The organism is Bradyrhizobium sp. 62 (genome assembly GCF_023073035.1).
GTDB lineage: Bacteria > Pseudomonadota > Alphaproteobacteria > Rhizobiales > Xanthobacteraceae > Bradyrhizobium.
This window is the reverse complement of record NZ_JADPIT010000023.1, coordinates 104,772-130,761: the sequence shown is the minus strand read 5'-3', so window position 1 is coordinate 130,761 and position 25,990 is coordinate 104,772. Positions and strand designations below refer to the sequence as shown.

29 protein-coding genes are annotated in these 25,990 nt (G+C 63.1%); 16 read left to right on the top strand and 13 right to left on the bottom strand.

Going from position 1 to position 25,990, the window contains the following annotated elements; genetic code table 11:
- Window positions 1-236 precede the first annotated feature (236 nt).
- Both IVB47_RS24220 and IVB47_RS24215 read right to left on the bottom strand, forming a co-directional pair.
- A complete protein-coding gene (locus IVB47_RS24220) occupies window positions 237-458 on the bottom strand; it encodes a hypothetical protein (RefSeq protein ID WP_247464979.1) in 222 nt (73 codons plus the stop codon).
- Window positions 459-495: 37 nt separating this feature from the next.
- The gene (locus IVB47_RS24215) at window positions 496-741 is read right to left on the bottom strand and encodes a hypothetical protein (RefSeq protein ID WP_247464976.1); all 246 of its coding nucleotides are present in this window, start codon (window positions 739-741) and stop codon (window positions 496-498) included.
- Window positions 742-884: 143 nt separating this feature from the next.
- On the opposite strand from IVB47_RS24215, the gene IVB47_RS24210 reads away from it, so the two are divergent.
- Window positions 885-1,310 (top strand): DUF5413 family protein, encoded by a 426-nt coding sequence (locus tag IVB47_RS24210; RefSeq protein ID WP_027519939.1) that lies wholly within the window; start codon window positions 885-887, stop codon window positions 1,308-1,310.
- Between the two features lie 61 nt (window positions 1,311-1,371).
- Window positions 1,372-1,929, top strand: coding sequence for a DUF4112 domain-containing protein (locus tag IVB47_RS24205; protein WP_247464973.1), 558 nt, complete (start codon window positions 1,372-1,374; stop codon window positions 1,927-1,929).
- Window positions 1,930-2,007: 78 nt separating this feature from the next.
- On the opposite strand, the gene IVB47_RS24200 is transcribed toward IVB47_RS24205, so the two are convergent.
- The 4 genes from IVB47_RS24200 to msrA all read right to left on the bottom strand — a co-directional run bounded on the left by IVB47_RS24200 (window position 2,008) and on the right by msrA (window position 3,971).
- Window positions 2,008-2,301, bottom strand: coding sequence for a hypothetical protein (locus tag IVB47_RS24200; protein ID WP_007596188.1), 294 nt, complete (start codon window positions 2,299-2,301; stop codon window positions 2,008-2,010).
- Between the two features lie 211 nt (window positions 2,302-2,512).
- Complete coding sequence (locus tag IVB47_RS24195; protein WP_081747975.1) at window positions 2,513-2,677, bottom strand: DUF3309 family protein; 165 nt, start codon at window positions 2,675-2,677, stop codon at window positions 2,513-2,515.
- 111 nt (window positions 2,678-2,788) lie between these two features.
- Window positions 2,789-3,208 carry a peptide-methionine (R)-S-oxide reductase MsrB gene (gene msrB / locus IVB47_RS24190; protein WP_027519936.1) on the bottom strand — a complete coding sequence of 140 codons (420 nt, stop codon included), beginning with the start codon at window positions 3,206-3,208 and terminating at the stop codon, window positions 2,789-2,791.
- Window positions 3,209-3,266: 58 nt separating this feature from the next.
- Window positions 3,267-3,971 carry a peptide-methionine (S)-S-oxide reductase MsrA gene (msrA, locus tag IVB47_RS24185; protein ID WP_247287667.1) on the bottom strand — a complete coding sequence of 235 codons (705 nt, stop codon included), beginning with the start codon at window positions 3,969-3,971 and terminating at the stop codon, window positions 3,267-3,269.
- Window positions 3,972-4,215: 244 nt separating this feature from the next.
- Between msrA and IVB47_RS24180 the strand changes: the two genes are divergently transcribed.
- Window positions 4,216-5,913 carry a caspase family protein gene (locus IVB47_RS24180; RefSeq protein ID WP_247464970.1) on the top strand — a complete coding sequence of 566 codons (1,698 nt, stop codon included), beginning with the start codon at window positions 4,216-4,218 and terminating at the stop codon, window positions 5,911-5,913.
- 183 nt (window positions 5,914-6,096) lie between these two features.
- Here the strand turns inward: IVB47_RS24180 and IVB47_RS24175 are convergent, their stop codons facing one another.
- The 6 genes from IVB47_RS24175 to napE form a co-directional block, all read right to left on the bottom strand.
- Window positions 6,097-7,212, bottom strand: a complete 1,116-nt coding sequence (locus IVB47_RS24175) for an ATP-dependent RecD-like DNA helicase (protein ID WP_027570411.1) — start codon at window positions 7,210-7,212, stop codon at window positions 6,097-6,099.
- A gap of 88 nt (window positions 7,213-7,300) precedes the next feature.
- Window positions 7,301-7,954 carry a NapC/NirT family cytochrome c gene (locus IVB47_RS24170; protein ID WP_247358312.1) on the bottom strand — a complete coding sequence of 218 codons (654 nt, stop codon included), beginning with the start codon at window positions 7,952-7,954 and terminating at the stop codon, window positions 7,301-7,303.
- Complete coding sequence (locus IVB47_RS24165) at window positions 7,951-8,421, bottom strand: nitrate reductase cytochrome c-type subunit (protein WP_027570413.1); 471 nt, start codon at window positions 8,419-8,421, stop codon at window positions 7,951-7,953. Before IVB47_RS24165 ends, IVB47_RS24170 begins: the two co-directional genes overlap by 4 nt.
- Window positions 8,418-10,931 carry a nitrate reductase catalytic subunit NapA gene (napA, locus tag IVB47_RS24160; RefSeq protein WP_027570414.1) on the bottom strand — a complete coding sequence of 838 codons (2,514 nt, stop codon included), beginning with the start codon at window positions 10,929-10,931 and terminating at the stop codon, window positions 8,418-8,420. Before napA ends, IVB47_RS24165 begins: the two co-directional genes overlap by 4 nt.
- Window positions 10,932-10,947: 16 nt before the next feature.
- Window positions 10,948-11,262: a chaperone NapD gene (locus tag IVB47_RS24155; protein WP_247358313.1), complete on the bottom strand. Its 315-nt coding sequence runs from the start codon at window positions 11,260-11,262 to the stop codon at window positions 10,948-10,950.
- A gap of 27 nt (window positions 11,263-11,289) precedes the next feature.
- Window positions 11,290-11,475 (bottom strand): periplasmic nitrate reductase, NapE protein, encoded by a 186-nt coding sequence (gene napE, locus IVB47_RS24150; protein WP_007596178.1) that lies wholly within the window; start codon window positions 11,473-11,475, stop codon window positions 11,290-11,292.
- 207 nt (window positions 11,476-11,682) lie between these two features.
- Between napE and IVB47_RS24145 the strand changes: the two genes are divergently transcribed.
- The 3 genes from IVB47_RS24145 to IVB47_RS24135 all read left to right on the top strand — a co-directional run bounded on the left by IVB47_RS24145 (window position 11,683) and on the right by IVB47_RS24135 (window position 15,423).
- A complete protein-coding gene (locus tag IVB47_RS24145; RefSeq protein WP_247358314.1) occupies window positions 11,683-12,810 on the top strand; it encodes a helix-turn-helix domain-containing protein in 1,128 nt (375 codons plus the stop codon).
- A gap of 87 nt (window positions 12,811-12,897) precedes the next feature.
- A complete protein-coding gene (locus IVB47_RS24140) occupies window positions 12,898-14,136 on the top strand; it encodes an acyltransferase family protein (RefSeq protein WP_247464967.1) in 1,239 nt (412 codons plus the stop codon).
- A gap of 81 nt (window positions 14,137-14,217) precedes the next feature.
- The gene (locus IVB47_RS24135; RefSeq protein ID WP_247358316.1) at window positions 14,218-15,423 is read left to right on the top strand and encodes an LLM class flavin-dependent oxidoreductase; all 1,206 of its coding nucleotides are present in this window, start codon (window positions 14,218-14,220) and stop codon (window positions 15,421-15,423) included.
- A gap of 164 nt (window positions 15,424-15,587) precedes the next feature.
- Here IVB47_RS24135 and IVB47_RS24130 read toward each other — a convergent pair whose 3' ends face one another.
- A complete protein-coding gene (locus IVB47_RS24130; RefSeq protein ID WP_247464964.1) occupies window positions 15,588-16,034 on the bottom strand; it encodes a hypothetical protein in 447 nt (148 codons plus the stop codon).
- Between the two features lie 381 nt (window positions 16,035-16,415).
- On the opposite strand from IVB47_RS24130, the gene IVB47_RS24125 reads away from it, so the two are divergent.
- The 10 genes from IVB47_RS24125 to ssuC all read left to right on the top strand — a co-directional run bounded on the left by IVB47_RS24125 (window position 16,416) and on the right by ssuC (window position 25,973).
- Window positions 16,416-17,639 carry a histidine kinase dimerization/phosphoacceptor domain -containing protein gene (locus tag IVB47_RS24125; RefSeq protein WP_247358318.1) on the top strand — a complete coding sequence of 408 codons (1,224 nt, stop codon included), beginning with the start codon at window positions 16,416-16,418 and terminating at the stop codon, window positions 17,637-17,639.
- A gap of 45 nt (window positions 17,640-17,684) precedes the next feature.
- A complete protein-coding gene (locus tag IVB47_RS24120; RefSeq protein WP_247358319.1) occupies window positions 17,685-18,062 on the top strand; it encodes a response regulator in 378 nt (125 codons plus the stop codon).
- 58 nt (window positions 18,063-18,120) lie between these two features.
- Window positions 18,121-18,828 (top strand): PRC-barrel domain-containing protein, encoded by a 708-nt coding sequence (locus tag IVB47_RS24115; protein WP_247358320.1) that lies wholly within the window; start codon window positions 18,121-18,123, stop codon window positions 18,826-18,828.
- 346 nt (window positions 18,829-19,174) lie between these two features.
- Window positions 19,175-19,534, top strand: coding sequence for a DUF2200 domain-containing protein (locus IVB47_RS24110; protein WP_247358321.1), 360 nt, complete (start codon window positions 19,175-19,177; stop codon window positions 19,532-19,534).
- Window positions 19,535-19,651: 117 nt separating this feature from the next.
- Window positions 19,652-20,440: a helix-turn-helix transcriptional regulator gene (locus IVB47_RS24105; protein ID WP_247464962.1), complete on the top strand. Its 789-nt coding sequence runs from the start codon at window positions 19,652-19,654 to the stop codon at window positions 20,438-20,440.
- Between the two features lie 77 nt (window positions 20,441-20,517).
- Window positions 20,518-21,684: a cytochrome P450 gene (locus IVB47_RS24100; protein ID WP_247464960.1), complete on the top strand. Its 1,167-nt coding sequence runs from the start codon at window positions 20,518-20,520 to the stop codon at window positions 21,682-21,684.
- Between the two features lie 359 nt (window positions 21,685-22,043).
- On the top strand, window positions 22,044-23,006 hold the full coding sequence (locus IVB47_RS24095) for a sulfonate ABC transporter substrate-binding protein (RefSeq protein ID WP_247464957.1): 963 nt from the start codon (window positions 22,044-22,046) through the stop codon (window positions 23,004-23,006).
- A 38-nt stretch (window positions 23,007-23,044) separates the two neighbouring features.
- Window positions 23,045-23,998 (top strand): sulfonate ABC transporter substrate-binding protein, encoded by a 954-nt coding sequence (locus IVB47_RS24090; protein WP_247464954.1) that lies wholly within the window; start codon window positions 23,045-23,047, stop codon window positions 23,996-23,998.
- Window positions 23,995-25,170, top strand: coding sequence for an FMNH2-dependent alkanesulfonate monooxygenase (gene ssuD, locus IVB47_RS24085; RefSeq protein WP_247358325.1), 1,176 nt, complete (start codon window positions 23,995-23,997; stop codon window positions 25,168-25,170). Before IVB47_RS24090 ends, ssuD begins: the two co-directional genes overlap by 4 nt.
- A complete protein-coding gene (gene ssuC / locus IVB47_RS24080; protein ID WP_247287687.1) occupies window positions 25,167-25,973 on the top strand; it encodes an aliphatic sulfonate ABC transporter permease SsuC in 807 nt (268 codons plus the stop codon). Before ssuD ends, ssuC begins: the two co-directional genes overlap by 4 nt.
- Window positions 25,974-25,990: the final 17 nt, after the last annotated feature.

Genomic DNA, 25,990 nt, shown 5'->3' with positions numbered 1-25,990 from the left:
TGAGCCACTTGGTTTTGGGGCGCCGCACGCGGCTTGACCTGCCGCATGTCACAGCCTTCACGCCGGGACCTCAATCCCGCATGTGGTCGCTCGATCTCTCGTGATGTTCGAATCGAAAAGTGCTGCGCCGCCCGAATCAAGTATGCTCCATTGTCACGCGGCCGCAATGGCAGGCAAAAAGGAATTCGCAATTGTTGCGCGCACGTCACGCACAATGCGACTCGCGTGCGATCAGATCAACCGATCGGAGGTACGCTCGCTTGTTCCGCATCGCTTGCGCCAAGCGCCGCGTGCTCCTCGACCGCCGTAACGCCCTTTGCCGTGAGCTCGAACAGGTCGCCGTCCTTCATCACGTAACCGTCGGCGATCAGCTCGCCTATCTTGCCGTGCCGGTCGTCGGCAAAGGCGATGGATTGGCTGATGTCCCTCAGGATCGAGAGCTGTTCGTCGCGCAACATGGCTTCACTCTCCGTTCGCCGGGGATGGTTCCGGTCCTCACATGCCGTGGCTCTGAAACACCTTGCTGCAAGAGCGCGACAGCTTGGCCCTGTTGGCTTGCAAGCAGCCTTGCACCGCCATGTCGTTGCCGAGGTCCTTGCGGCAGAAGCGGGAGGCGTCCCGCGAACAGGCCTGCTGCTCCTGCGGCGAACCCATATGGCCTTGTGCGAGAGCGGGCCCGTTTGACAGGCCGCTCACGGCCATCAGCGCGATCGTCGCCAGGAAGAACAGTTTGCGGGACATCGGCGGCTCCAAATCTGACAGGTGAGTTTCAGGTCCTGTCTGAACTCGTCGCTATGCCGCTTGTTCCCAGCGCAGAGCCGCACCCCCCGCTATTCAAGGTTCCCGCGGCGCTGCTATAACGGGGCGAAGGATGAGGGTGCCTGATGAAACGCTATCTCGTGTTTGCGCTGGTCGGCCCGTTCGTGGGCGGGTTCCTGCTGCTGCTGACGACGACCTATCAGTCCGGCTATTGGACCCAGACCAGTCTCGCTGAGGTCGGCAAGCTGTTCGCGGTGTTCTTCAAATCCCTGCAATACAGTTATCTGTTCGGCTTCCTGCCCTCGCTGATGATCGGTGCAGTCGACGATATCCTGGTCCACATCCGCCGGATCGGCCCGGTGCTGCGGATGCTGCTGGTCGGCGTGTTCGCCTTCATCCTGGCCTCGCTGACCTACAGCTCGCGCGGTCCGGACTCGGGCGCAGTGCAGTTCATCCTGTACGGCCTCGTCGGGTTCGTGCCGGCGGTGATTTCATCCTGGCTCGTGCATAGATATGTCGCGGAGCCGCAGCCGGCGGCAGCACAGACTTGAGGGCGCGACCTTCGATCACGCTGCAGCAACCTCCGCCGCGCTGGCGCGTTCCCTACAGGCCATGACCATGTCCGATGACGATATTCTTGCTCCGCGTCGCTCCCGTTCGGGAAGCCGCCCGGGTGCGGCCTCTTCGGGCACCGACGGGCGTGGGCCGATCATCGATCAGGACGGTCACGAGATCCGGCCCGAAACGCTTGAGCAGGGCTTTCGCGAATTTCGTTTCGAATTCGGGAAGGACAGTCCCTTCGCCGGCAACCTGTTCGGCAATCTGACGCGCGAGCAGCGGATCGCGCGGATCGAGGCGATCGCAAAGCTGCTCGACGTCGCCTTCGTGCTGCCCGGAACGAATATCCGCTATGGCATCGACGGCTTGATCGGACTGATCCCCGTCGTCGGCGACATCATCACCACCGCGATCTCGCTCTGGCTGGTGCGAGAGGCGAGGGCGCTCGGGGCGCCCTGGTACATCACCGCGCGCATGCTCGGCAATGTCGCCCTCGACGGCGTCGTCGGCATCGTGCCGTTCGCGGGCGACGCCTTTGACGTGATGTTCCGTGCCAACATGCGCAACGTGCGCCTGCTCCGCCGCTGGCTCGACAAGCAGCCGCGCATCTGACACGCCCCAAAACGCAAAAAGCGCGACAGCCTTTCGGCCGTCGCGCTTTCAGCGCACATCGGAGCGCGTTACGAAAACTTACGCCGCGTCGGCAGCGTCGGTGCTGGCTTCCACCGGCTTGCGGTGACGGGGCAGCGGGAAGGCTTCGCTCTCATAGAGCGAGCGGATACCGTTCTGGTCGAAGCGCGCTTCCTCGACCTGGAGATAGGCGCCGTTCAGCGAATCCGTCGGCAACTGCTCCATCGCGAACTGCACGGCTTCGGCCGCGGTGCCGAACCGGCGATAGGTGAAGCCTGCACGCTTCTTCTTGCGGATCGCAGCGGGGAAGAGTTCGGCGGAAGTGTTGAAGTTGAACGGACGCAGTGGACGCATGGTCAAAGACCTCGTGATCTCTCTGGGGCTTTAAGCGCGTGGGGTTGGGACGGGCAGAGGCCACGATTGAGTGGGCGCCGCACATGTCATTTTCGTCCTCTAATATAGCCCGTTTTGACAAAATTGCGACCCCCGCGATGCGAGATGATGAATCCGCGCATGGCAGCTCCGCAGGGCCGAAAATGGCAACAATGTCAGTGGCTTGAATGGTTTACAGCTTGCCAAGGAGCAGCAGCACGAGCAGCACCACCAAGACAAGGCCGCCGATCCCCATGCCGGAATGACCCATTCCGTAGCCGTAGCCACCAACGCGGCCCGACAGGCCGCCGACGAGATAAATGATCACCAGGATGATCAGGATGGTCCCAAGCGTCATGGCATCCTCCCTGGCGGCCGCGGCAACGCCATGGCCGGCCGCACCACGAGGTAAGAAAAGCACATCGTGCCGCCGCCGGGTTCCATGACGGAACCCGGCGGCGCGCAAGGTTTATTTGGGTTCGAGCTTCAGCGCCGCGGAATTGATGCAGTAACGCAAGCCCGTCGGCCCCGGGCCGTCGGGGAAGACATGGCCGAGATGGCCGCTGCACTTGGCGCACAGCACCTCGGTACGGACCATGCCGTGGCTGACGTCCCGCTCCTCGTCGATATGGCCCTCGACGGCGGGCTGGGTGAAGCTCGGCCAGCCGCAGCCGGAATCGAACTTCGCGTCGGACTCGAACAGCACATTGCCGCAGCCGGCGCAGGTATAGGTGCCGGCGCGGTGGTCGTGCTCATATTCGCCGGAGAAGGGACGCTCGGTCGCCTTCTCGCGCAGCACTGCGTATTGCATCGGCGACAACTCGCTGCGCCATTGCTGTTCGCTCTTGATGACCTTGTCGTCCGTGGTTTTCGTCTTGGTGTCGGGCATGGGTCTCCCGCTTTTTCGATGATCTTGTTTTCGGTGATCTTGTTCAGTGATCTTGCGATCAGTTGGTGGCCTTGCTGGCGCTCACCAGCGTCGGCTTTTCGATATAGTTATCCGCGAACAGCTTTTTCAGGTTCTCGACCTTCGGAAGGTCGTTGTAGGCGATGTAGGGCTGGTTCGGGTGCAGCGTCAGATAATCCTGGTGATAGGCCTCCGCCGGATAGAACGCCTCCAGCGCGCCGACCTTGGTCGCGATCGGCTTATTGAAGACCTTGGCGCCGTTGAGCTGGGTGATATAGGCCTCGGCCACCTTCTTCTGCTCGTCGGAGGTGGTGAAGATCGCCGAGCGATATTGCGTGCCGGAGTCGGGGCCCTGCCGGTTGAGCTGGGTCGGGTCGTGCGCCACCGAGAAGTAGATCTGCAGGATCTTGCCGTAGGAGATCTTCTTCGGGTCGTATTTGATCTCGACCGATTCCGCGTGGCCGGTCCGGCCGCTCGAGACGGTCTGGTAGTCGGCCGTCGCCTTGGTGCCGCCGGCATAGCCGGAGACCGCGTTGACGACGCCTGCGGTGTGCTGGAACACGCCCTGCACGCCCCAGAAGCAGCCGCCGGCGATCACGGCGGTCTGGATCCCGCTTGCGGGCGCCGCGTCAACGGCGGGAGCGGGGATCACGACCGCATCCTCTGCGGCCCGGGTCGGCGCGGCAAAGGCCAGCGTCAGGGCGGTGGTTGCGGCGAGCAGGGACAGGATGGCAGGTCGGCGCATGGCGATCCTCTTTCGGAAGGTCTGACAGTCTAGGGCGGTTGGGGCCGGGCGAACAGCCTGCCCGGCATTTTCGGACATTCGAGATACGGGCCGGCCGGGCGATTGTTACGGCCGGACGGACACGAGTCTGTGAAACGCGCCGCCTGGAGCGGCCCGGCTTGGCGAGGACAGGAACTCCGCGCTAGATGAACCGGCGCGATCGGTGATCGACCTAAAGAATGATGGCTGGAGCTGACCTGACAACATGCTGCGCGTCGTATCCCTGACCCTCGTCGCCGTGCTCGCCATCCTGGCCGGCTGGAGCTTGATCGCGGCGGCCGAACCAAAACCCGGCGACGACCTCGCCATTTGCCGCGACCGCCAGGCGGATGCGCAGGCGAGGGCGCAGGCCTGCGACAATTTGCTCAACGCCGACCGGCTCAGCGGCAAGGACAAGGCCGTCGCGCTTTCCGTGCGCGGCAATACGCTGATCAACAAGCGCGACTACGTCCATGCCATCGAGACCTTGTCCATGGCCGTCGACCTCGATCCCGACAACGTCGTCACGCTCAATTTGCGCGGCCTCGCCTATGAGCGGACGGGCCAGGACGACCATGCGATGACGGACTACAACCTCGCGCTCCAGAAGCGCCCGACCTACGGTGTCCCCTACAACAACCGCGGCATCATCCAGTTGCGCCGGGGGGCGCTGCAAAGCGCGCTCGACGATTTTAACCTGTCGATCAAATACGCGCCAAAATTCCTGCTCGGCTACACCAACCGCGCCCGCGTGCGCACGCTGATGCAGGATTTTGACGGCGCGATCGCCGATTTCGCGGAGGCCGAGAAGATCGAACCGGGCGCGCAGCAGATCACCGCCAACCGCTGCATCACCTACGGCATGATGGGCGAGTACGGCCAGGCCTTCGCCGACTGCAACGGCCTGATCGAGAAGCAGCCGAAGAACGTGTACGCGATCAACAATCGCGCCGACGTCAACATGCTGAAAGGCGATCTCGACGCTGCGCTGAAGGACTACAACATTGCGATCCAGATCAACCCGAACAATGTCCGGGCACATTCGGGTCGCGGCCAGATCTACGAGCGCAAGAAGGACCTCGCCCAGGCCCGTGCCGACTATCGTGCGGCGGCTTATTCGCTGACGAAGTTCGACGAGCTCGACGTCGCGCGTGCCCGCGCGATCGCGCAGGAGCGATTGGCGGCGCTGACCCCGCAGACGCCGGCCGGATCAACGGGGCGCCGTGTGGCGCTTGTGATCGGGAACGGCGCTTACAAGAACGTCCACGCCTTGCCCAATCCGCCACGCGACTCGAAAATGATCGCAGCCGCGCTGCGCGATGTCGGCTTCCAGACCGTGATATCCGTCAGCGACCTCACCCGCGACAAGTTCTTCGAAGCGTTGCAGACGTTTGCGGCCGAGGCAGAGAAGGCCGATTGGGCGGTGGTCTATTACGCCGGCCACGGTTTCGAGATCGGCGGCGTCAATTATCTCGTTCCCGTCGATGCCAAGCTCGCCGCCGACAAGGACGCCGAGACCCAGGCGGTTGCGCTGGAGCAGGTGATCGCGGCGGTGGGCGCTGCGCGAAAAGTGCGTCTGGTCATGCTGGACGCCTGCCGCGACAATCCGTTCGCGCCGACCATGCAGCGCACGCTGTCGCTCAAGCTGGTGGACAAGGGCTTTTCCAACATCGAGCCCGGCGCCGGCTTCATGGTGGTCTACGCCGCCAAGCACGGCGAGACCGCGATGGACGGCGACGGCGGCGCCGACAGTCCGTTCGCCACTGCGCTCGCCCGCGAAATCAAGATGCCGCGCGTCGAGATCCGAAAACTGTTCGACATCGTCCGCGACGACGTCTGGCTTGTGACCAAGCACGTGCAGCAGCCGTTTTCCTACGGCTCGCCGCCGGGAAGAGAGGATTTTTATTTCGTCGCGGGGAAGTGAAGGCTGCTTATGGGGCGCACCTTCGTCCCCTCACATTAGGTGTCGTCCCGGCAGAGGCCGGGATCCATAGCCACAGGGCGTGGTTTGGCGAAGACTGACAGTGATCGAACCTTCCTCGGTACCAAGACCGCCGAATACGGATAGATGACGGGGTATGGGTCCCGGCCTTCGCCGGGACGACGGCTAAACCACAATGCTCAGCCGCTTCGCCGCCCGCGTGATGCCCGTGTACAGCCACCGCGCGCGGCTCTCCTGAAACGCAAAGCTCTCGTCGAACAGCACGACGTCGTCCCATTGCGAGCCCTGCGACTTGTGCACGGTCAGCACGTAGCCGTAGTCGAACTCGTCATAGGGCTTGCGCTGCTCCCAGGCGATCGACTCGACGCCGCCCTCGAAGCAATCGGCGCGCACCGAGACCTTCGTCACCTTGTGGCCGAGATCCTCGTCCGGCGACAGCCTCATGCTGAGAATGCGGGATTTCGAGCGCGAGGTGTTGCGCGACTTCACGCGCCACAGCCCGCCGTTGAACAGGCCCTTCTTGCGATTGTTGCGCAGGCAGACCAGCTTGTCGCCGGCGACGGGGAAGACGTCCTCGATGTTCTGGCGCTGACGCACCCGCATATTGTACGCGCGCCGCGTGTTGTTGCGTCCGACCAGGACCTGGTCGGCGGCCATGACGCGATCAGGATCGAGCTCCTTGCGCGACACCACCTCGCTCTCGCCGTAGCGGCCTATGTCGAGCTCGCGTCCCTCGCGGACGTCCATCGACATCCGCACGATCGGATCGTCCTGGGCCTGGCGGTGCACCTCGGTCAGCATCGCGTCCGGCTCGGTATTGGTGAAGAAGCCGCCGCCCTGGATCGGCGGCAACTGCGCGGGATCGCCCAGCACCAGCAGCGGGCAGTCGAACGACATCAGGTCGCGGCCCAATTCGGCATCGACCATCGAGCATTCGTCGATCACGATCAGCTTGGCTTTGGACGCCGGGGCGTCGTCCCACAGCTCGAAGCTCGGCTGCTCCTCGCCGGATTCGCGGGTGCGGTAGATCAGCGAATGGATGGTGGAGGCTTCGTCGCAGCCCTTGTTGCGCATGACCAGCGCCGCCTTGCCGGTGAAGGCGGCGAACTTCACCTCGCCGTCGACGCCGTCGGCGATGTGCCGCGCCAGCGTGGTCTTGCCGGTGCCGGCATAGCCGAACAGGCGGAACACCGGCGGCGTGCCGTTGCGGCCGGGCTTGGCCTTGAGCCAATCGCCAACGGCCTTGAGCGCGGCATCCTGATGCGGGGTGAATGTGGCCATGTCTGTCTTGAGGAGGGGGCGAAACGGAGCGATTCGCCAGCCCCAAAACTAACCATTCGCACCGCCGGTTCAAGCCGGGCGGGGCGCCCTATTGCCAGCCGGGAACGCCGCGCATGTCGGGCAGATGGTGAGCGATGCCCTTGTGGCAGTCGATGCAGGTCTTTTCCTTGGTGAAGAGGAAGCGCTGGTGCGCGACCGAGGCCCGCGGCGACTGCTTGGTGATGTCCATGGAATCGGCGCTGTGGCAGTTGCGGCATTCCAGCGAATCGTTGGACTTGAAGCGTGCCCATTCATGCGCCGCCAGCTCGAGCCGGTGATCCTGGAATTTCTCGCGGGTGTCGATCGTGCCGAAGATCTTGCCCCAGACCTCCTTGGAGGCCTGCATCTTGCGGGCGATCTTGTCGGTCCAGTTGTGCGGCACGTGGCAGTCCGGACAGGTCGCGCGCACGCCGGAGCGATTGGCGAAGTGGATGGTCGACTTCAGCTCGGCATAGACGTTGTCCTTCATCTCGTGGCAGCCGGTGCAAAATTTTTCGGTGTTGGTCAATTCCAGCGCGGTGTTGAAGCCGCCCCAGAAGATCACGCCGGCCATGAAGCCCGCCAGCACCAGCACGCCGAGCCCGAACACCGAGCTCGGACGGATCAGCACCTGCCAGAGCTCGCGCGCAAAGTCCAAGCTTCGCGCGACGAAGCCGTGTTTGGCCTTCATTCCCTCGTCGGGCTCATCAGCGGTCGTCGTCATCGGCGGCCACCGGGGCTTGCGCGCGACAGCAGCGTGTCGATGTCGGTGAAGTCGTTGCTGACGGGCGGATTGGCGGTGTTCTGCGGCACGTGGCATTCCGTGCAGAAGAAGCGGCGCGGCGAGATCGAAGCCAGGAACTGGCCGTCGCGATCCATGAAGTGGGTGATCGAGACCATCGGCGCCTGCGATTCCGCGATGCGCGCCCGCGCATGGCAGGACAGGCACTTGTTGCCGTTGAGATCGACCTGATAGCCGTCGATCGCATGCGGGATCACCGGCGGCTGCTCCGGATAGTTGCGCACTTCCCTTTCGGAGGTGTTGCGGTTCGGCAGCATCGGCGGCGCCGGACCTTCGTCGTTGAGCGGGGTCGGGCCGCGCAGGCCTGACGTCACCGTCTGCGCGGTCAGCGAGCTCGCGCCAGCCGCGATCACGACCGCGAGCAGCGCTACTCCAAATCGTTTCATCATGACACGTTCACCCGCTCGATGCGCACGGCGCACTTCTTGTAATCGGTTTGCAGCGAGATCGGATCGGTGGCGTCCAGCGTCACCTTGTTGATCAGCTTGGATTCGTCGAACCACGGCACGAATACGAGGCCACGCGGCGGCCGATCGCGGCCGCGGGTCTCGACGCGGACACGGATGAAGCCGCGGCGGGAGACCACTTTCACTTCGTCGCCGCGGCGGATCTTCGCCTCCTGCGCGTCGTCAGGATGCATGAAGCACACGGCCTCGGGGAAGGCCTTGTAGAGCTCGGGGACCCGGCGCGTCATGGTGCCGGAATGCCAGTGCTCCAGCACGCGGCCGGTGGAGAGCCAGTAGGGATATTCGTTGTCGGGCGATTCCGCCGGCGGCTCGTAAGGAAGGGCGAAGATGCGCGCCTTGCCGTCCGGATAGCCGTAGAACTGCACGTCGGTGCCCTGCTTGACATAGGGGTCGCTGCCCTCGCGGAAACGCCATTTCGTCTCCTGGCCGTTGACAACGGGCCAGCGCAGGCCGCGCTCGCGGTGATAGGCGTCGAACGGCGCGAGGTCGTGGCCGTGGCCGCGGCCGAACGCGGCGTATTCCTCGAACAGGCCCTTCTGCACGTAGAAGCCGAACGCCTTGGACTCCTCGTTGGCGTAGCCTTCCTCGATCTCCGACGTCGGGAATTTATCGACCTGGCCGTTCTTGTAGAGCACGTCAAACAGCGTCTTGCCGCGAACGTCCGGCTTCTTGGCGATCAGCTCCTCCGGCCAGACCTCTTCGATCTTGAAGCGCTTGGAGAACTCCATGAGCTGCCAGAGGTCGGACTTGGACTCGCCGGGTGCAGGGACGAGCTGGTGCCAGAACTGCGTGCGCCGCTCGGCGTTGCCGTAGGCGCCTTCCTTCTCCACCCACATCGCGGTCGGCAGGATCAAATCGGCGGCGAGCGCCGTCACCGATGGATAGGCGTCCGAGACTACGATGAAATTGTCGGGGTTGCGGAAGCCCGGATAGGTCTCCTCGTTGGCGTTGGGACCAGCCTGGAGGTTGTTGTTGACCTGCACCCAATAGGCGTTGATCAGGCCGTCCTTCAGCATCCGGCTTTGCAGCACGGCGTGCGCGCCGGGCTTGTCGGGAATGGTGCCCTCGGGCAGCAGCCAGATGTGCTCGGCCTTGGTGCGGTGCTCCTTGTTGGTGACGACCATGTCGGCCGGCAGGCGGTGCGAGAAGGTGCCGACCTCGCGCGCGGTGCCGCAGGCCGAGGGCTGGCCGGTCAGCGAGAACGGGCTGTTGCCGGGCGAGGAAATCTTTCCGGTCAACAGATGGATGTTGTAGACGAGGTTGTTGCACCAGACGCCGCGAGTGTGCTGGTTGAAGCCCATGGTCCAGAACGAGACCACCTTGGTCTTGGGGTCGGCATAGAGCTCGGCCAGCGCCTCCAGCCGGTTGAGCGGCACGCCCGACATCTCGGCCGCCTTCTCCAGCGTGTACTCCGAGACGAACTTGACGTACTCGTCATAGCTCATCTCGGTGGAATCATTGGCCTTCGCCGCGCCCGTCGCCTTCTTCTGCAGCGGATGCTCGGGCCGCAAGCCATAACCAATGTCGGTCTGGCCGCGCCTGAAGATGGTATGCGCGGCAACGAAGTCCTTGTTGACCCGGCCCGTCTTGATGATGTGGTTGGCGATGGCGTTGAGGATGTAGAGGTCGGTCTGCGGCTTGAACACCATGCCGATGTCGGCGAGGTCGAACGAGCGGTGCTCGAAGGTCGAGAGCACGGCGACGCGAACATGCGGCGCGGAGAGCCGGCGGTCGGCAAGGCGCGTCCACAGGATCGGATGCATCTCCGCCATGTTGGAGCCCCACAGCACGAAAGCATCGGTGGCCTCGATGTCGTCATAGCAGCCGGCCGGCTCGTCGATGCCGAAGGTGCGCATCATGCCGGCCACGGCGGAGGCCATGCAGTGGCGCGCATTGGGATCGATGTTGTTGGTGCGGAAGCCGGCCTTGAACAGCTTCACGGCCGCATAGCCCTCCCAGACCGTCCACTGGCCGGAGCCGAACATGGCGACGCCGTTGGGCCCGCGCTTCTTGATCGCCTCCTTCCACTTCACCTCCATGATGTCGAAGGCTTCGGTCCAGGAGATGGGCGTGAATTCGCCGTTCTTGTCGTATTTGCCGGCCGTCTTGCGCAGCATCGGCTGGGTCAGGCGGTCGTGGCCGTACATGATCTTGGAGAGGAAGTAGCCCTTGACGCAGTTGAGGCCGCGGTTGACCTCGGCCTTGATGTCGCCGTGGGTGGCGACGACGCGATTGTTCTTGGTCGCAACCATCACGGAGCAGCCGGTACCGCAGAAGCGGCAGGCGGCCTTGTCCCATTTCAGTTCGGCGACGTCGCGCTCGGCGACGAGATTCGCGGCGAGCGCCGGTGCCGGCATGCCCGCAGCGGCGGCCGCGATGGCGGCGGCCTCGAGCTTCAGCATCTGGCGGCGGTCGAGCTTTGGCGATGTCATGACGACTCTCCCGGCCCTAAGCCGTTTCGATGGCGTGAAAGACCAGCGCCGCGGAATAGACGTCGGGCAGCGACTGGATGGTGTTGAGCAGGGTGCCGAGGCTGCCGGAATCAGGCGCCTCGGTCACGACGATGAGCTTGCCGCGCGGGTCGCGGCCGTGAATCTCGCAGCCGGCAAGGGCGGTGATCGCGGCCTCGAGTGCGGCGAGCCGCTCGGGGCGCGCCTGCACGATGATGCTGGCGATTTCGCAACCGGGCGGCGAGATGACGCGCTCGGCGCTGAGTACCCGGCCGGTGATCAGTGCGCGGCGGTTGAGTTTGGATTCGGCCATGATGCCTGTCTTTCGCTTTTCGGGGGATCAATGCGGGGAGGGCGGCGGGCCGGGAGGGCCGGCGAACATCTGGTAGATCCAGACGCCGAGCCCGTAGGAGCCGACCGTTCCGACCGCGAGGACGGGCATCACGATCGCGGTCAGGAACAGGAAAGCGAAAATCTCCATGCGCTTACGGCGCACGCGCGAAGTCGCGTCGTCAGGGGCCGACATATTCGGTCTCGTCTGAAATGTGGGGATTGGGACGGCATCCGGGCCGTTGCCTTGCCGCACTTTAGATGCATCAGGGCTGCTGACGCCTTGATCTGTATCAATCCGTCCAGTCGCGATGCTGACTGCCGCCAGACCCACAAGCACAAGTTTGGGTTGTACCCGTGCGAAGGCGATGCGACAATTTGGCATCGAACGGGGATACGAGCTGTGACTGCGACAGGGCTGTCGGCGATCGATCTCGGACTTCGCGGCGCAGCGAGCGGCGTGTTCCTGTTGATCGTTCTCGTGGCCTTGCTGCGTCGTGCGATCGGCCAACAGGCTTTGCTGGGCATCGCGATGTGCGCAGGCGGCATGTTCTATGCGATCGCGACGGCGCCCAACCTCCCCAAAACGGCTTGGTGGTGGGTATTACCGATCCTGTCCGCGCAGCCTGCGGTCTTCTGGCTGTGGGCGCGCGCGGCGTTCGACGACGATTTCGTGCTGAGGCGTTGGCACGGCGCCCTGTGGCTGAGCATCGTGGCTTTCGGGTTTGCGATCACGCTGGGCTGGGCGAACTGGCCCGCTTTAGCCGGCGCAGGCGGGCGAGTCCTGGCTTTGGCCACCCTGGTGTTGGCCCTCGCTGCCGCGGTTCAGACGGTCAAGACCTGGCGCGCCGATCTGGTCGCGCGGCGACGCCGACTGCGGCTGGCGATGCTTGCGATCAATGTCGTGCTCATCGCGACCGTCGGCGTCGCCGGCTTCGCCGCAATTCCCGTCGCGGTTCCCGGTGCGCCCGGCAGTCTCCCGACCGCGCTCGGGCTGTTCGTGGTGGCCATGCTTGCCGGCCTCGGCCTGTTCAGCGCGCCGGCGATGGCCGTCGATGACGCCACGGCCGCGATCGCATCCGGCGAGGCGGGGAGGCAAGCCCCGGCCGCCGACCGCGCCGCCGCGGGGCGGGTCGTCGTCGACCCGATCCTGCTGCGGCGCCTCGACCATCTGATGACGGTGGAGCGAAGCTACCGCCAGGAAGGCCTCGCGATCGGAGCGCTTGCGGCGCGGCTCGATGTTCCCGAGCATCGGCTGCGCCAGGCGATCAACGAAGGGCTGGGCCATCGCAACTTCAATGCGTTCCTCAACCGCTACCGTATCGAGGACGCCAGGCTGGCGCTGTCCGACGTGACGCAGCGGGATGTCCCGGTGCTGACCATCGCCATGGATGCGGGCTTCCAGTCGATCGGACCTTTCAATCGCGCGTTCAAGGCCGAAACCGGCATGACCCCGACCGAATTCCGGCGCGAGGCGCTGAGCCGGCCCGAGAGCGCTGAACTCAGCCAACCGCGCCGCGAAATCGGCTAGCCGATTTTTGGATCAGGCGAGAACACCCTGCGCCGATTGGTTAGACGGTCCAAGCATAAACTCCCATCCAGCGGAATGAGCCTGTCCATGTCCCACTCGACCGCCGCCGCCCCTGTGTCGGAGAGGCTCCATGCTCTGGACGCAGTCAGGGGTGGCGCGCTGCTGCTCGGCATCGTCCTGCACGCGACATTGTCGTTTGTGCCGGCCTCGCCCCGGTTCTGGATCATTCAGGATACCCATCCAAGCGTTACTCTGGGTCTGCTGTCCTTTACCATCCACGTCTTCCGGATGACGACCTTCTTCCTGATGGCCGGCTTCTTTGCCCGCATGAGCTTTCACCGCCGGGGGAGCTGGGGCTTCGTCAGGGACAGGCTGCAGCGGATCGGCCTGCCGTTGGTGATCGGCTGGCCGCTCGTGTTCATGCCGATAGCTCTGATCGTGATCTGGGCATCTCACTTTCCAAATGGCGGTCCGATCCACCCCACGTCCGGCTGGCTGCCGGCATTGCCTAAGTTCCCCCTGACCCACCTCTGGTTTCTGTATGTGCTGCTGGAGCTCTATGTCGCGACGCTGCTGCTGCGCAGTGCAATGGTCTGGCTTGATGTATCAGGGACGCTGCGCATGGTGTTTGACCGTGTCTTCGCGCGGATCATGCGAAATCCGCTGGCTCCCCTGGTTCTGGCAATACCGATCGGCATCGCCTTCTGCCTCGATCCACGATGGATCAACGTGATGGGCGTGAGGACGCCGGATCAATCGCTCGTCACCAACGCGCAGGCCTGGATCGGCTTCGGCACCGCATTCGGCATCGGCTGGCTCCTGCATCGGCAGGTCGATCTGCTGCGGCTCATCGAGCGACGCTGGCTGACGCATGTCCTGCTCGCGCTCTTCCTGATCCTGGTCAGCTTCGCGGTGTCAGGCGTGATGCTGTCGTTGCCTGTCGCGCCGAAACTGCCGGTCAGCTTCGCCACGCTCAGGCTGATCTCCGCCATCCTCTATGCATCGGCGATTTGGGTTTCCACATTCGCGGTCCTCGGCCTCGCCCTCCGCTTCATGTCAGGCTTCAGTCGGACGTGGCGCTACCTCGCCGATGCATCCTACTGGCTCTATCTGATCCACCTGCCGATCGTGATGGCGCTGCAGGTCGCGCTGTCGCAGCTCGACTGGCCCGGGCTGACCAAGTTCGCGATCATTCTCCTTGTCGCGCTTCCTCCGATGCTTGCGAGCTATCATCTGCTGGTGCGCTTCACCTTTATCGGTGTGGTCCTGAATGGCCGCCGCGCCGAAAAGCGGCTTCTCCCGCAAGGCGGAATTGCGACTGCGTAGACAGCGCCGCCCCACCCATTAAGATGCCCGCAACAAAAATATGAGCGGCAAGAATACTCAAGAAAACTTGGGAGAGGCGTCATGAAGTTCGGCATCTTCTATGAGCTGCAACTGCCACGTCCGTGGGTCGCCGGCGACGAGCTCAGCCTCTACCAGAACGCGCTCTCGCAGATGGAACTGGCCGACCAGCTCGGCTACGACCACGCCTGGGTCGTCGAGCATCACTTCCTCGAAGAGTACTCGCACTCGCCCTCGCCGGAATCGTTTCTCGCAGCCGCAAGCCAGCGCACCAGGAACATCCGGCTCGGCCACGGCATCCTCCAGCTCACCACCAACCATCCGGCGCGGGTCGCCGAGCGCGTCGCGGTGCTCGACCTGCTCTCGAACGGGCGCTGCGAATTCGGCATGGGCGAGAGCGCATCCATCACCGAGCTCACACCGTTCGGCCGCGACATGGAGACCAAGAAAGAGGTGTTCGAGGAGGCCGTCGCCGCGATCTTCCCGATGTTCAAGGACGCGGGCAGCGAGCATCACGGCAAGTATTTCGACATCCCCTTGCGCAACGTCGTGCCGAAACCGGTGCAGAAGCCGCATCCGCCATTGTGGATGGCCTGCTCGCAACTACAGACCATCGAGCGCGCCGGCCGCCACGGCTTTGGCGCGCTCGGCTTCCAGTTCGTCAGCGCGGATGCCGCGCATGCCTGGGTGCACGCCTATTACAACGCCATGACCAAGCGTCTCGCCAAGCTCGCCGACTACGAGATCAACCCGAACATGGCGCTGGTGTCGTTCTTCATGTGCGCGAAGACGGACGAGGAGGCCCGCGCCCGCGCCGACGGCGCCACCTTCTTCCAGTTCGCGTTGCGCTTCTACGGCGCCTCACAGAACCGCCAGCGTCCGGCGCCCTACACCGTCAACATGTGGGACGAGTACAACAAGTGGAAACGCGACAACCCGGAGGCGCAGGAGGCGGCGCTGCGCGGCGGCCTGATCGGCTCGCCCGAGACCATCCGCAAGAAGCTGAAGCGTTTCCAGGGCTCGCATATCGACCAGGTCATTTTGCTCAACCAAGCGGGCAAGAACAGCCACGAGCACATCTGCGAATCGCTGGAGCTGTTCGGCCGCGAGGTGATGCCGGAATTCCAGAATGATCCGGCGCAGGCGGCCTGGAAGCAGGGCGTCATGAGCGGCGAGATCAAGCTCGAGGAAATCGACACCGAGGCCTTCACCGACCGCTACGGCAAGCTCGCGGTCAGCGTGGGGCCGGCGAAGGCGGCGGCGGGGTAGGGCAGCGTGTTGCGGCACCGCGGTAGGGACGACCACGAAGTCGAGTGCGCCTCCGCACCATCAACCTGCCGGCGCACGAGCTTTCGGCGGCGATTTTCTCAAGACGCTGTCCGCATCCTTCTACAGCCATGGTGTCTTAAACATAAAGCCGTGTTGGTGTTCGCCTAATCGTCGATCACCATCTCAACCAGCTTCGCTATTTTGTCCCGCGTCCGATCACCCGAGTTTGAAATGTAGGGCTCGACATCCGGCGCATACACAAAGGGGACACCCTTCTTAGTTCCGCTGCCGCCGATGCGAGTCACAACGATGTTGCCAAATGCAGTTGAGATGCTCGTTGGAGCACCATTGCCCACGGTAAAAGTAACTCCGACGGGACGGTGATCATGCCGCTCGATCTGAGGAGAAAAGGAGAATTGGTCTTCGCCGAAATGATGCTTCAGCTCCTCCAGGAAAGGTATTACCTCGCGCTCCATCGCCTGCTTGCAGTACTCGATGTCGGCGGTTCGCTTGTCCTTGTTCTCCGCGGCGATAGTCGTCTGCCTCTCCTTTTCGACGACGGCTGCGGATAATTTCTGTCGGAACTTCTCGGCGAGCTGCTCGGCGTCCATTTTCGTTCCAATCAAACCTGGCCCCAATGATGTTGGAGCTCATAAGACATTGTTAAGGCTTATCGTCAGCCTTTTGTTTCAATGGATTCATCAGAGCGAATGGCGATGCTTCTTTCACTGCGGGTTGGCAACGTGTGCCACCAAACACTCCCGCGTATTCTGTGAGCGGAAAGCGAAGCTTTGAGACGGCTTGCGCGCGGTTGACACGGCCGCTGGGGGGTTCCTTCCAAAGCCTCGAAACCGCCATCGAGTCATTTCGAGCTGATTGCTCCGGGGGAACAAAGAACCGCTTGCGGCGTTGTAGGAATTGGTCGGCGCTTCTTCAAGCCACCGCGTATCGCCGCGCTTCTGCGAAAGACGCAATCCAGAATTGGCGGTTTAATGCCCTCCGAACCGAGGCTGGTTTCAGGAATGGCCTCCGATGCCTCCCTCGATCGCCAGGATGAGCTTCCATACCGTCGCCGCCAACAGGCTCTCCTCAGGGAGTTCGGTACGGCTGCACTGCAAACCCGTGACTTCAGGCAAATTCTTCAGCATGCGGCAGAACTCAGTGCTCGCGGTCTGGGATGCTCATACGCCAAGGTTCTGGAATATCTTCCCGACGAGAAGCGTTTGATCGTGCGTGCCGGGATCGGCTGGCCCGCGAGGACAGTAGATCACGTAACGCTCGGTGCTGATATCGAATCGCCCGCGGGCTTTGCCTACCAGACCGGCCAATCGGTCATCTCCAATCACTTGCAGGAAGAGACACGTTTCCGGACGCCGGCGCTTCTGGCCAAGCATGGCATCAAACGTGCGATCAACGTGCTTATCAGGCGAGGTGGCGAGGGCGACGTGCCGTTCGGTGTTCTCGAGGCCGATAGTCACGATCCCGGACAATTCGACGACGCTGATGCGGATTTCCTGGCTGGTTTCGCAGGCCTGCTCGGCATCGCGATTGAGCGCCAACACGCCGACGCCAAGCTTCAGGAAGCTCTTGAGCACGAAGCATTGCTCACGCGTGAGATGAGTCATCGCGTCAAGAACAGCCTCACCTCAGTCGTTGGCCTGCTACGTGTGCAAGCACGTGGGTCGGATTCCGTCGATGTGAAGCACGCATTGGAAAACGCCGCCATGCGCGTCGCTTCGATCGCGGAAGTGCATGATCATCTCTGGCGCGGCAGCAAGGTCGGATTCGTCGATCTTGCCGATTTCGTCGAGCATCTTTGCAGAAATCTTCAGAGTTCGGCGCCGGAACACAGGCTTCAATATCGTTCGGATCCCATCGTCATATCCGCGGACAAGGCCATTCCTCTGGGCTTGCTGGTGAACGAGCTCGTCACAAACGCGATTAAATATGCCTATGTCGATGGGCCGGGTGTCATCGCTGTAGACGCCCGCGAGATCGACGGACATCTGCTGGTCGAAATCTCCGATCAGGGCGCAGGGCTACCCGACGGGTTTGACATCAACCAGCCGCGGAAGAGTCTCGGATTCCGGGTCGTCAGCGGCCTGGTCAGGCAGTTGATGGGCGAGCTTACGATCTCAACAAATATACCGAGGGGAGCGCTATTCACAATCCGGCTCCCTCTTGACCTGCCCGAACAATCGCTCAATGCGAGCTGAATCCTATCCTGGGTTTCGGCATTTGAAGTCTTGAGAGTTATTTACATGGCGTTGGCTACTTCAACCATCCGAGTCCTTGTTGTCGAAGATGAAACATTCATTCGTATGGACGTAGTTGACGTGCTCCGCGCGGCCGGATTTGAAGTGCTAGAGGCACCCGGCGCCGACGAGGCCATTCAGATGCTCGAACGCAACTCTGATGTCCGCCTTGTATTCACGGACATCGATATGCCGGGTTCAATGAACGGTTTGAAATTGGCGGCGGCTGTCAGGGACCGCTGGCCGCCAGTCAGGATCGTTGCAACCTCGGGCCACGTCAAAATACGAGCCGGTGATCTTCCGGCGGACGCCCGGTTTATCCCCAAGCCCTACCAGCCGGTGCAAATCATCGACGCGATCCGCGAGCTGACCAGCGCGGCGTAATGAACTACCCCAGTTGCCAAGAAGGTAAGTTGCAATGAAGACCATGCGGACCTTGTTCATGGCTGCGCTGATCGTTGCCGGGGGTGTCACCCAGGCGCTGGCTGAGTGCCAAATTGCTGACGCAAGGCTGGAGGAGGCCATTCAGCAAAATCCCCGGTTTCGAGGACCAGCCAACAGTCAGGCCGTGCGCGACCTTCGGAGTCTAAGAGATGCCGCTTTCACGCTTCGATCTTATGGACGGCATGACGACTGTGAGCGTCTCCTCGCCAACATTCGCGAACTCATCGCGGGGCCGCCGATGGGGTCGTTGGGAGACAACGATGAGGAAGAGGCCGATAAGCAAATTGCTGCTCGTGAACCGAAAATCAGACGCGGAGCGACTTTAGGCAGCCGTGACAAGAAAGACGCCAAACCGTTGATAAGGATCGACCAACTTACGCCCGGTTTGAGGACCGACGAGATGATTGGGGCGGAGGTCCGCAGTTCCGATGACAAGATCGTCGGCGAGGTGCGTAACATCGTCTTTGGCACAAAAGATGGAAGGGACTACGCGATCGTCGCCTCGGGCGGATTTTTCACCACTGGAAAGGATAGCATCGTGGTGCCGATCCGATCTCTGAAGGTTACGCAGGATCGATCAAGCTTCTTTCTTCCCATTGGGAAGGAAGTCATGAAAACGGTGCCTGTGATGCCTGACCAGGAATACAAGTGGCTCTCCGACCCGGCTTGGCGCGCCAATAACGATGCCTTGTTTGAAAAGCCGTAGCCGACCGGCGGCGCGTTTTTACGCAACGGCGCATCACTAGCTAGCCCAGAGCTTCGTTCACTTCCACATGCAGAGCGTTGCGTCGGTGAGGGCGAAAGCGGACAGGTTGAGACCACCGCCCGTCCCGTAGAGAACCATGTGACCTGAACTGGCGGCGTCGACAGCGATCGTGGCACGGGGAAGTTTTGCAGCATTTTCGTTCCACGGACTTTCCAGTCAGAGCTTCTACAGGCAAACTCCATCGATGGCAGGTCTCTGTCGGCCACCGTCGGCGGATGTGGTGGCGAAGGATTACGGTATAGTCTCAAGCCTCTACGTTCCTGATGAGCGATGCCCTGGAGCGGTCATGGCAAAACATCGGATCTATACGACGAGCTTCGCAAGCGTTTACCCGCTCTACGTTGCGAAGGCGGAGAAGAAAGGACGCACCAAAGCAGAGGTCGATCAGGTCATCTCCTGGTTGACTGGCTATGGTCAGAAGGAGCTGGAAGCTCAACTGGAACAGCGGACGGACTTTGAGACCTTCTTTGCGAAGGCCCCCACACTCAATCCTTCGCGAGCCCTGATCAAGGGCGTGGTTTGCGGCGTCCGGGTCGAGGATGTCAAAGAGCCGACGATGCGAGAGATCCGCTACCTGGACAAGCTGATCGATGAGCTGGCCAAGGGAAAAGCGATGGACAAGATTTTGCGCAAAAGTGCTGACTAAGGGGGCATCCTTCGTCCGCCTGGCTTGGCGACGTTACGGCAGATATCCGGCGACACCCGCCTTTCGCTGCGCGGCCATTGCTGATAAATTTCGTCAAAAGGCGATGGGGAGAAAACGATGCGCCCTCGCGGGACGCCCGCAAATCCGGCAGTTGGGGATGTCACGCCCGCGGTGCTTGCCATCGGTCGTCCGGATTTCCCTGATATCCTGATCGATACACTGCGCCGGCAGGCCGGGGTCGGGCATTGCATGGTGTTCGCGCTGAGCCGCGCGGGCGCCGCACACTGCCTGCTCGATGCCGGCAACATCCCGATCGGCGGCGATCTCGGCGCCGCCTATGCCGGGCAGTTCCACCAATCCGATCCCAACCGCGATGCGTTGTTCGAAGGCGAGGCCCGCGCGACGCTCGTGCTGCCCGCCTTCGCGCCGCGCATGTACGGCGCCCGCTACCGCAAAATGTTCTTTGTGGATTCCGGCATCGTCGACAAATGCGCGACCGCGATCTGGGTCGACGACACCTGCTTCTACGTCAACTTCTATCGCATCGCTGTCCAGGGCCGCTTCAGCGACGCCCAGCGTTCGCGGCTTGAGGCCGTCGCACCCGCCATCAGTGCGAGCGTGGCGCGCCATTTCCAGCACGGCTCGGCGGCGACGACCGAGCAGTCTCTCGCCGCGCTATTCGCGACGCGCGCGCCGCTCGCCAGCCTCACCCCGCGCGAGCAGGACGTTTGCCGGCGCATCCTCTCCGGCTTCAGCTCCGAGGCGATCTCGCAGGCGCTCGGCATCAGCCTGCATTCGACCCTGACCTATCGCAAACGCGCCTATGAGCGGCTCGGCATCTCGTCACAGAGCGAGCTGTTTGCGATCGTGCTGCGCCTGCTCGCCGGCCCGCGCGGCCTGAACTGAAGCTGTCCCAATCGCTGGGGACAGACGGCGCCTCCTGAAGCCGCTAACCTTGGCGGCGAACAGCAATGGAGCGAAGCTTGAGTACCGCGCCGCGCATCGACATCGACCCGGTCGCGTTCTGGGCCGACCCGTACCCGATGCTCGCGACAATGCGCAAGGAGGCGCCAATCGCCTTCGTGCCGCAGCTCGGCTCGACGCTGCTGACGAGCCGCGACGATATCTCGATCTCCGAGAAGCAGATCGACGTGTTCTCCTCGCACCAGCCCGCGGGCCTGATGAACCGGCTGATGGGCCACAACATGATGCGCAAGGACGGCGAGGCGCATCAGGTCGAGCGCCGCGCGATGTTTCCGACGGTGTCGCCGAAGACGGTGAAGGCGCACTGGGCCGCGCTGTTCCAGGCCCATGCCGATCGCATCATCGACGCGATCGAACCCGGGCGGATCGATTTCATGCGCGACTTCGCGTTGCCGTTCTCCGGCGAATGCCTGAAGTCGATTACCGGCCTCACCAATATCGGCTTTGCGGATATGGACGCCTGGTCACAGGGCATGATCGAGGGCATCGCCAATTACAGCGGCGACGCAGCCGTCGAGGCGCGTTGCCATGCGGCGACGTCGGGCATCGATGCCGCCATCGACGACATCCTGCCTGTGATGCGCAAGCATCCCGACCAGAGCATCCTCGGCGTGCTGCTCGCGTCGGGCATGGCGATGGAGAGCGTGCGCGCCAACGTCAAACTCGCGATCTCGGGCGGTCAGAACGAGCCGCGCAAGGCGATCGCCGGCACGGTATGGGCGCTGCTGAGCCATCCAGACCAGCTCGATCTCGTGCGCAAGGGCGAGGTGACGTGGCTCCAGGCCTTCGAGGAATATGCCCGCTGGATCTCGCCGATCGGCATGTCGCCGCGGCGCATCGCAAAGCCGTGGACGATCCGCGACGTCGCGTTCGAAACCGATGAACGCGTATTCCTCATGTTCGGCTCCGCCAACCGCGACGAGAAGCATTTTGAGCGCGCCGACCAGTTCGACGTGCGGCGTGATACGGCCAAGAGCGTCGCGTTCGGCGCCGGTCCGCATTTCTGCGCCGGTGCCTGGGCCTCGCGCGCCATGATTGCCGACGTCGCACTGCCGACCTTGTTCGCCCGTGCCGGCCGGCTCGAGATCGCCGTCGACGAACCGGTGCGGATCGGCGGCTGGGCCTTTCGCGGGCTGCAAAATCTGCCCGTGAGATGGCTGCATTAGTCCGGCAGGGACCGGTCCATCCGCAACGCCGCCATGATGCCATCCTGCTCCTGTTTTGCCCGACGAGTCAAAGCAATTTCGGATAAGGCGTAAGTCATTGTTTTCGCACGCCCCGGCTACTGTGCATGGGGTTGTTTTCGCGATTTTTTGAATCTTGGCCGGGCGCGTGCGTTTTTCACATTCGCGTGCGGAAAAATATCCCCTGCATTCGCTCCGCCGATTGAAAGATTAATCATGCGCTCCGCCATGCGCGCAGTGCTTGCATCGCTATTTTTCCGCGCGTCTCGACACCTTCGATCAGCCGCACCATCATTCCCGAGCACGAATGAAGGACGGCCGCACGCGGCCGGGAGTGTCGGATGCAACGTCGGGACTTTCTCAAACTATCCGTTGGAACTGCGGCAGCCGCCGCATTCGCTTCGAGTGCCAAAGCACAAGGAACGTCACAAGGCGCGGTAAAGGAAATTCGTGTCGGCTACCAGAAGACCGGCGTGCTGGTTATCACGCGTCAGCAGGCCGCCCTGGAAAAATATTTCGCGCCCTTGGGCGTCGACGTGAAATGGGTCGAGTTCTCGTCGGGGCCTCCGATGATGGAGGCGATGAATGTCGGCAGCGTCGATTTCGGCGCGGTCGGCGATTCCCCGCCGGTGTTCGCCCAGGCGGCGGGCGCCGCGATCGTCTATGCCGCCGGCCAGCCCATCACCAACGGGCAGGGCATCCTGGTGCCGAAGGACTCGCCGATCCGCGGCATCGCCGACCTGAAGGGCAAGCGCGTCGGCTTCACCAAGGGCTCCAGCGCCCACAACATCGTGGTGCAGACGCTGGAGAAAGCCGGCCTCACCTATGCCGACATCACGCCGGTCTATCTGACGCCGCCGGATGCCGGGCCCGCCTTTGCCAATGGCAGCATCGATGCCTGGGCGATATGGGACCCGTATTTTGCGATCGGCGAGACCAAGCAGGGCGGCCGCATCCTGGTCAATGCGCGCGACGTCACCAAGACCAATTCCTTCTTCATCGCCAATCGCGATTTCGCCAGGAATCACGGCGCCGTCCTGCAACAGATCATCGATGTGACGACCGCGGCCGGTCAATGGGCCGAGCAGCACCGCGACGAGGTCGCCAAATCGCTCGCCGCGATCACCGGCGTCCCGCTGGACATCCAGACCCTCGCCGCCAATCGCGCGAATTTCGTGGTCGGGCCGGTCACCGACGACATCGTCACGACGCAGCAGGGCGTCGCGGACCGCTTCCACAAGCTCGGCCTGATCCCGAAGCCGATCGTGATCCGCGACATCGTCTGGCGCAACCCGGCAGCCTGATCGTGCCCACCAATCTCCCCACCTCCAAGGGTTTGAACATGAGGCGTATCATCCAGCGTCTGATCGCGGCCATCGTGCTGTCGATCGGCATCGTCGCCGCCGCGGTCGGCACCTCCTACGGACAGGACAAGGTGGTCCGCATCGGCTACCAGAAATACGGCAAGCTGGTGCTGCTCAAGAGCAAGGGCACGCTGGAGCCGAAGTTAGCTGCCGACGGCTACAAGGTGGTGTGGACCGAATTCCCCTCCGGCCCGCCGCTGCTGGAGGCGCTCAATGTCGGCGCGATCGATTTCGGCAACACCGGCGAAGCCCCGCCGATCTTCGCGCAAGCCGCCGGCGCGCCGATCCAGTATGTCGCCTACGAGCCGCCGGCGCCGAAGGGCGAGGCGATCCTGGTGCCGAAGGAGAGCCCGCTGAAATCGGTCGCCGACCTCAAAGGCAAGAAGGTCGCGCTCAACAAGGGTTCCAATGTCCATTACCTCCTGGTCAAGGCGCTGGAGAAAGCCGGCGTCAAATATTCCGAGATCGAGCCGGTGTTTCTCGCGCCAGCCGATGCGCGCGCCGCCTTCGAGCGCGGCGCGGTCGATGCCTGGGTGATCTGGGATCCGTTCCAGGCCGCTGCGGAAGCGGCGACCGGCGCCCGCACGCTCGCTGACGGCACGAACATTGTCGCGAACTACCAGTTCTATTTCTCCTCGAAGAAATTCCTCGAAGCCCATCCTGAGATCGTCGACGCCGTGCTGGCCGAGCTGAGCGCGGTCGACGATTGGGCCAAGGGTGATATCCACGCGGTTGCCGAGCAGCTGGCGCCGTCGATCGGCCTGTCAGTGCCGGTGGTCGAGGTCGCGCTGAAGCGGCAATCCTACGGCATCAAGCCGCTGACCGATGCCGTCATCGCCGATCAGCAGCAGGTTGCGGACGCGTTCTTCGCGCTCAACCTGATCCCCAAATCCATCAAGATTTCCGACGTGGCGCGGAGGCCAGGATCATGAGCACGCACAGCAAGCAAGCGAACGCCAACATCCTCTGGTTCCTGCCGACCCACGGCGACGGCCGCTATCTCGGCACCGGCATCGGCGGCCGCGAGGTCAATTTCAACTATCTGCGCCAGATCGCGCAGGCTGCCGACCAGCTCGGCTATTTCGGCGTGCTGCTGCCGACCGGGCGGTCTTGCGAAGATTCATGGATCGTCGCCTCCTCGGTCGCGCCGTTCACCGAGCGGCTGCGGTATCTCGTGGCGGTCAGGCCCGGCCTGCAATCGCCGAGCGTGGCCGCGCGCATGACCGCGACGCTCGACCGCATCACCAACGGCCGGCTCCTGGTCAACGTCGTCACCGGCGGCGATCCCGTCGAGAACAAGGGCGACGGCATCTTCCTCGCCCATGACGAGCGCTACGAGGTCACCCGCGAGTTCCTCAGCGTCTATAGCGAGCTGCTCGCCGGCAAGACCGTCAATGTCGAGGGCAAGCACATCCACGTCGAAGGGGGCAAGCTGCTGTTTCCTCCGGTGCAGTCGCCGCGTCCGCCGCTCTATTTCGGCGGCTCGTCGGATGCCGGCATCGACGTCGCCGTCGATACCGTCGACAAATATCTGACCTGGGGCGAGCCGCCGGCCTTGGTCGCGGAGAAGATCGCGAAGGTGAGGGAGGTCGCAGCGGCTCGCGGTCGAAAACTATCCTTCGGCATCCGGCTCCACGTGATTGTCCGCGAGACCAGCGACGCGGCTTGGCGTGCGGCGAATGAGCTGATCAAGCATGTCAGCGACGAGACCATCGCGACCGCGCAGAAGAACTTTGAGCGGATGGATTCGGTCGGCCAGCAGCGCATGGCGCAGCTCCATGGCGGCAAGCGCGACAAGCTCGAGATCGCTCCGAATCTGTGGGCCGGTGTCGGTCTCGTGCGCGGCGGCGCCGGCACGGCGCTGGTCGGCGACGCCCAGACCGTCGCGGCCCGTATCAAGGAGTATCAGGACATCGGCATCGACACCTTCATCATGTCGGGCTACCCGCATCTGGAGGAAGCCTATCGTTTCGCCGAGCTGGTGTTCCCGCTGCTCTCGATGGAGCAGCCCAGCAACGTGACCAGGCTTCACTTCAACGGTGGCCCCTTCGGCGAAACGGTCGGAAGCGATTATCGTCCGCAGCAGCAGGTGTCGCAATCATGAGCCTGATCGACAGCGTTTCGCTTCCCCGCGGCTTGCGCCTGCCGCGCGCGGACGGCCTGATCCAGTGGATCGTGCCGCTCGCCATCATCGCGATCTGGCAGGTCGCCAGCGTCACCGGCTTCGTGCCGACGCGGGTGCTGCCGGCGCCGAGCGACGTGTTGCTTGCGGGCTGGAAGCTGCTGCTCTCCGGCGAGCTCGTTCGCAACATCTGGGTCTCGTTCTGGCGCGCCTCGATCGGCTTCCTGATCGGCGGCAGCATCGGTTTTGCCTTCGGCCTCGCCAACGGCCTGTCGCAACTGTCGTCAAAGCTCACCGATACCACGCTGCAGATGGTGCGCAACGTGCCGCATCTGGCGCTGATCCCGCTTGTCATTTTGTGGTTCGGCATCGACGAGAGCGCGAAGCTGTTTTTGGTCGCGCTCGGCGTGTTCTTCCCGATCTACCTCAACACGCTGCACGGCATCCGCACCGTCGACCCGCAGCTGATCGAGATGGGCCGCATTTACGGCATGACCGACGGCGAGCTGTTCCGCCGGGTGATCTTTCCGGGCGCGCTGCCCTCGATCTTCGTCGGCATCCGTTTTGCGCTCGGCATCATGTGGCTGACCTTGATCGTCGCCGAGACCATCGCGGCGTCCTCGGGCCTCGGTTACATGGCGATGCAGGCGCGCGAGTTCATGCTGATCGACGTCGTGGTGCTCTCGATCCTGATCTACGCGCTGCTCGGCAAGCTCGCCGACAGCGCCTCCCGCGTGCTGGAGCGCCTGACGCTCTCCTGGCACCCCGCTTATTGGAAACGCTGAGCAGACATACTGGGAAT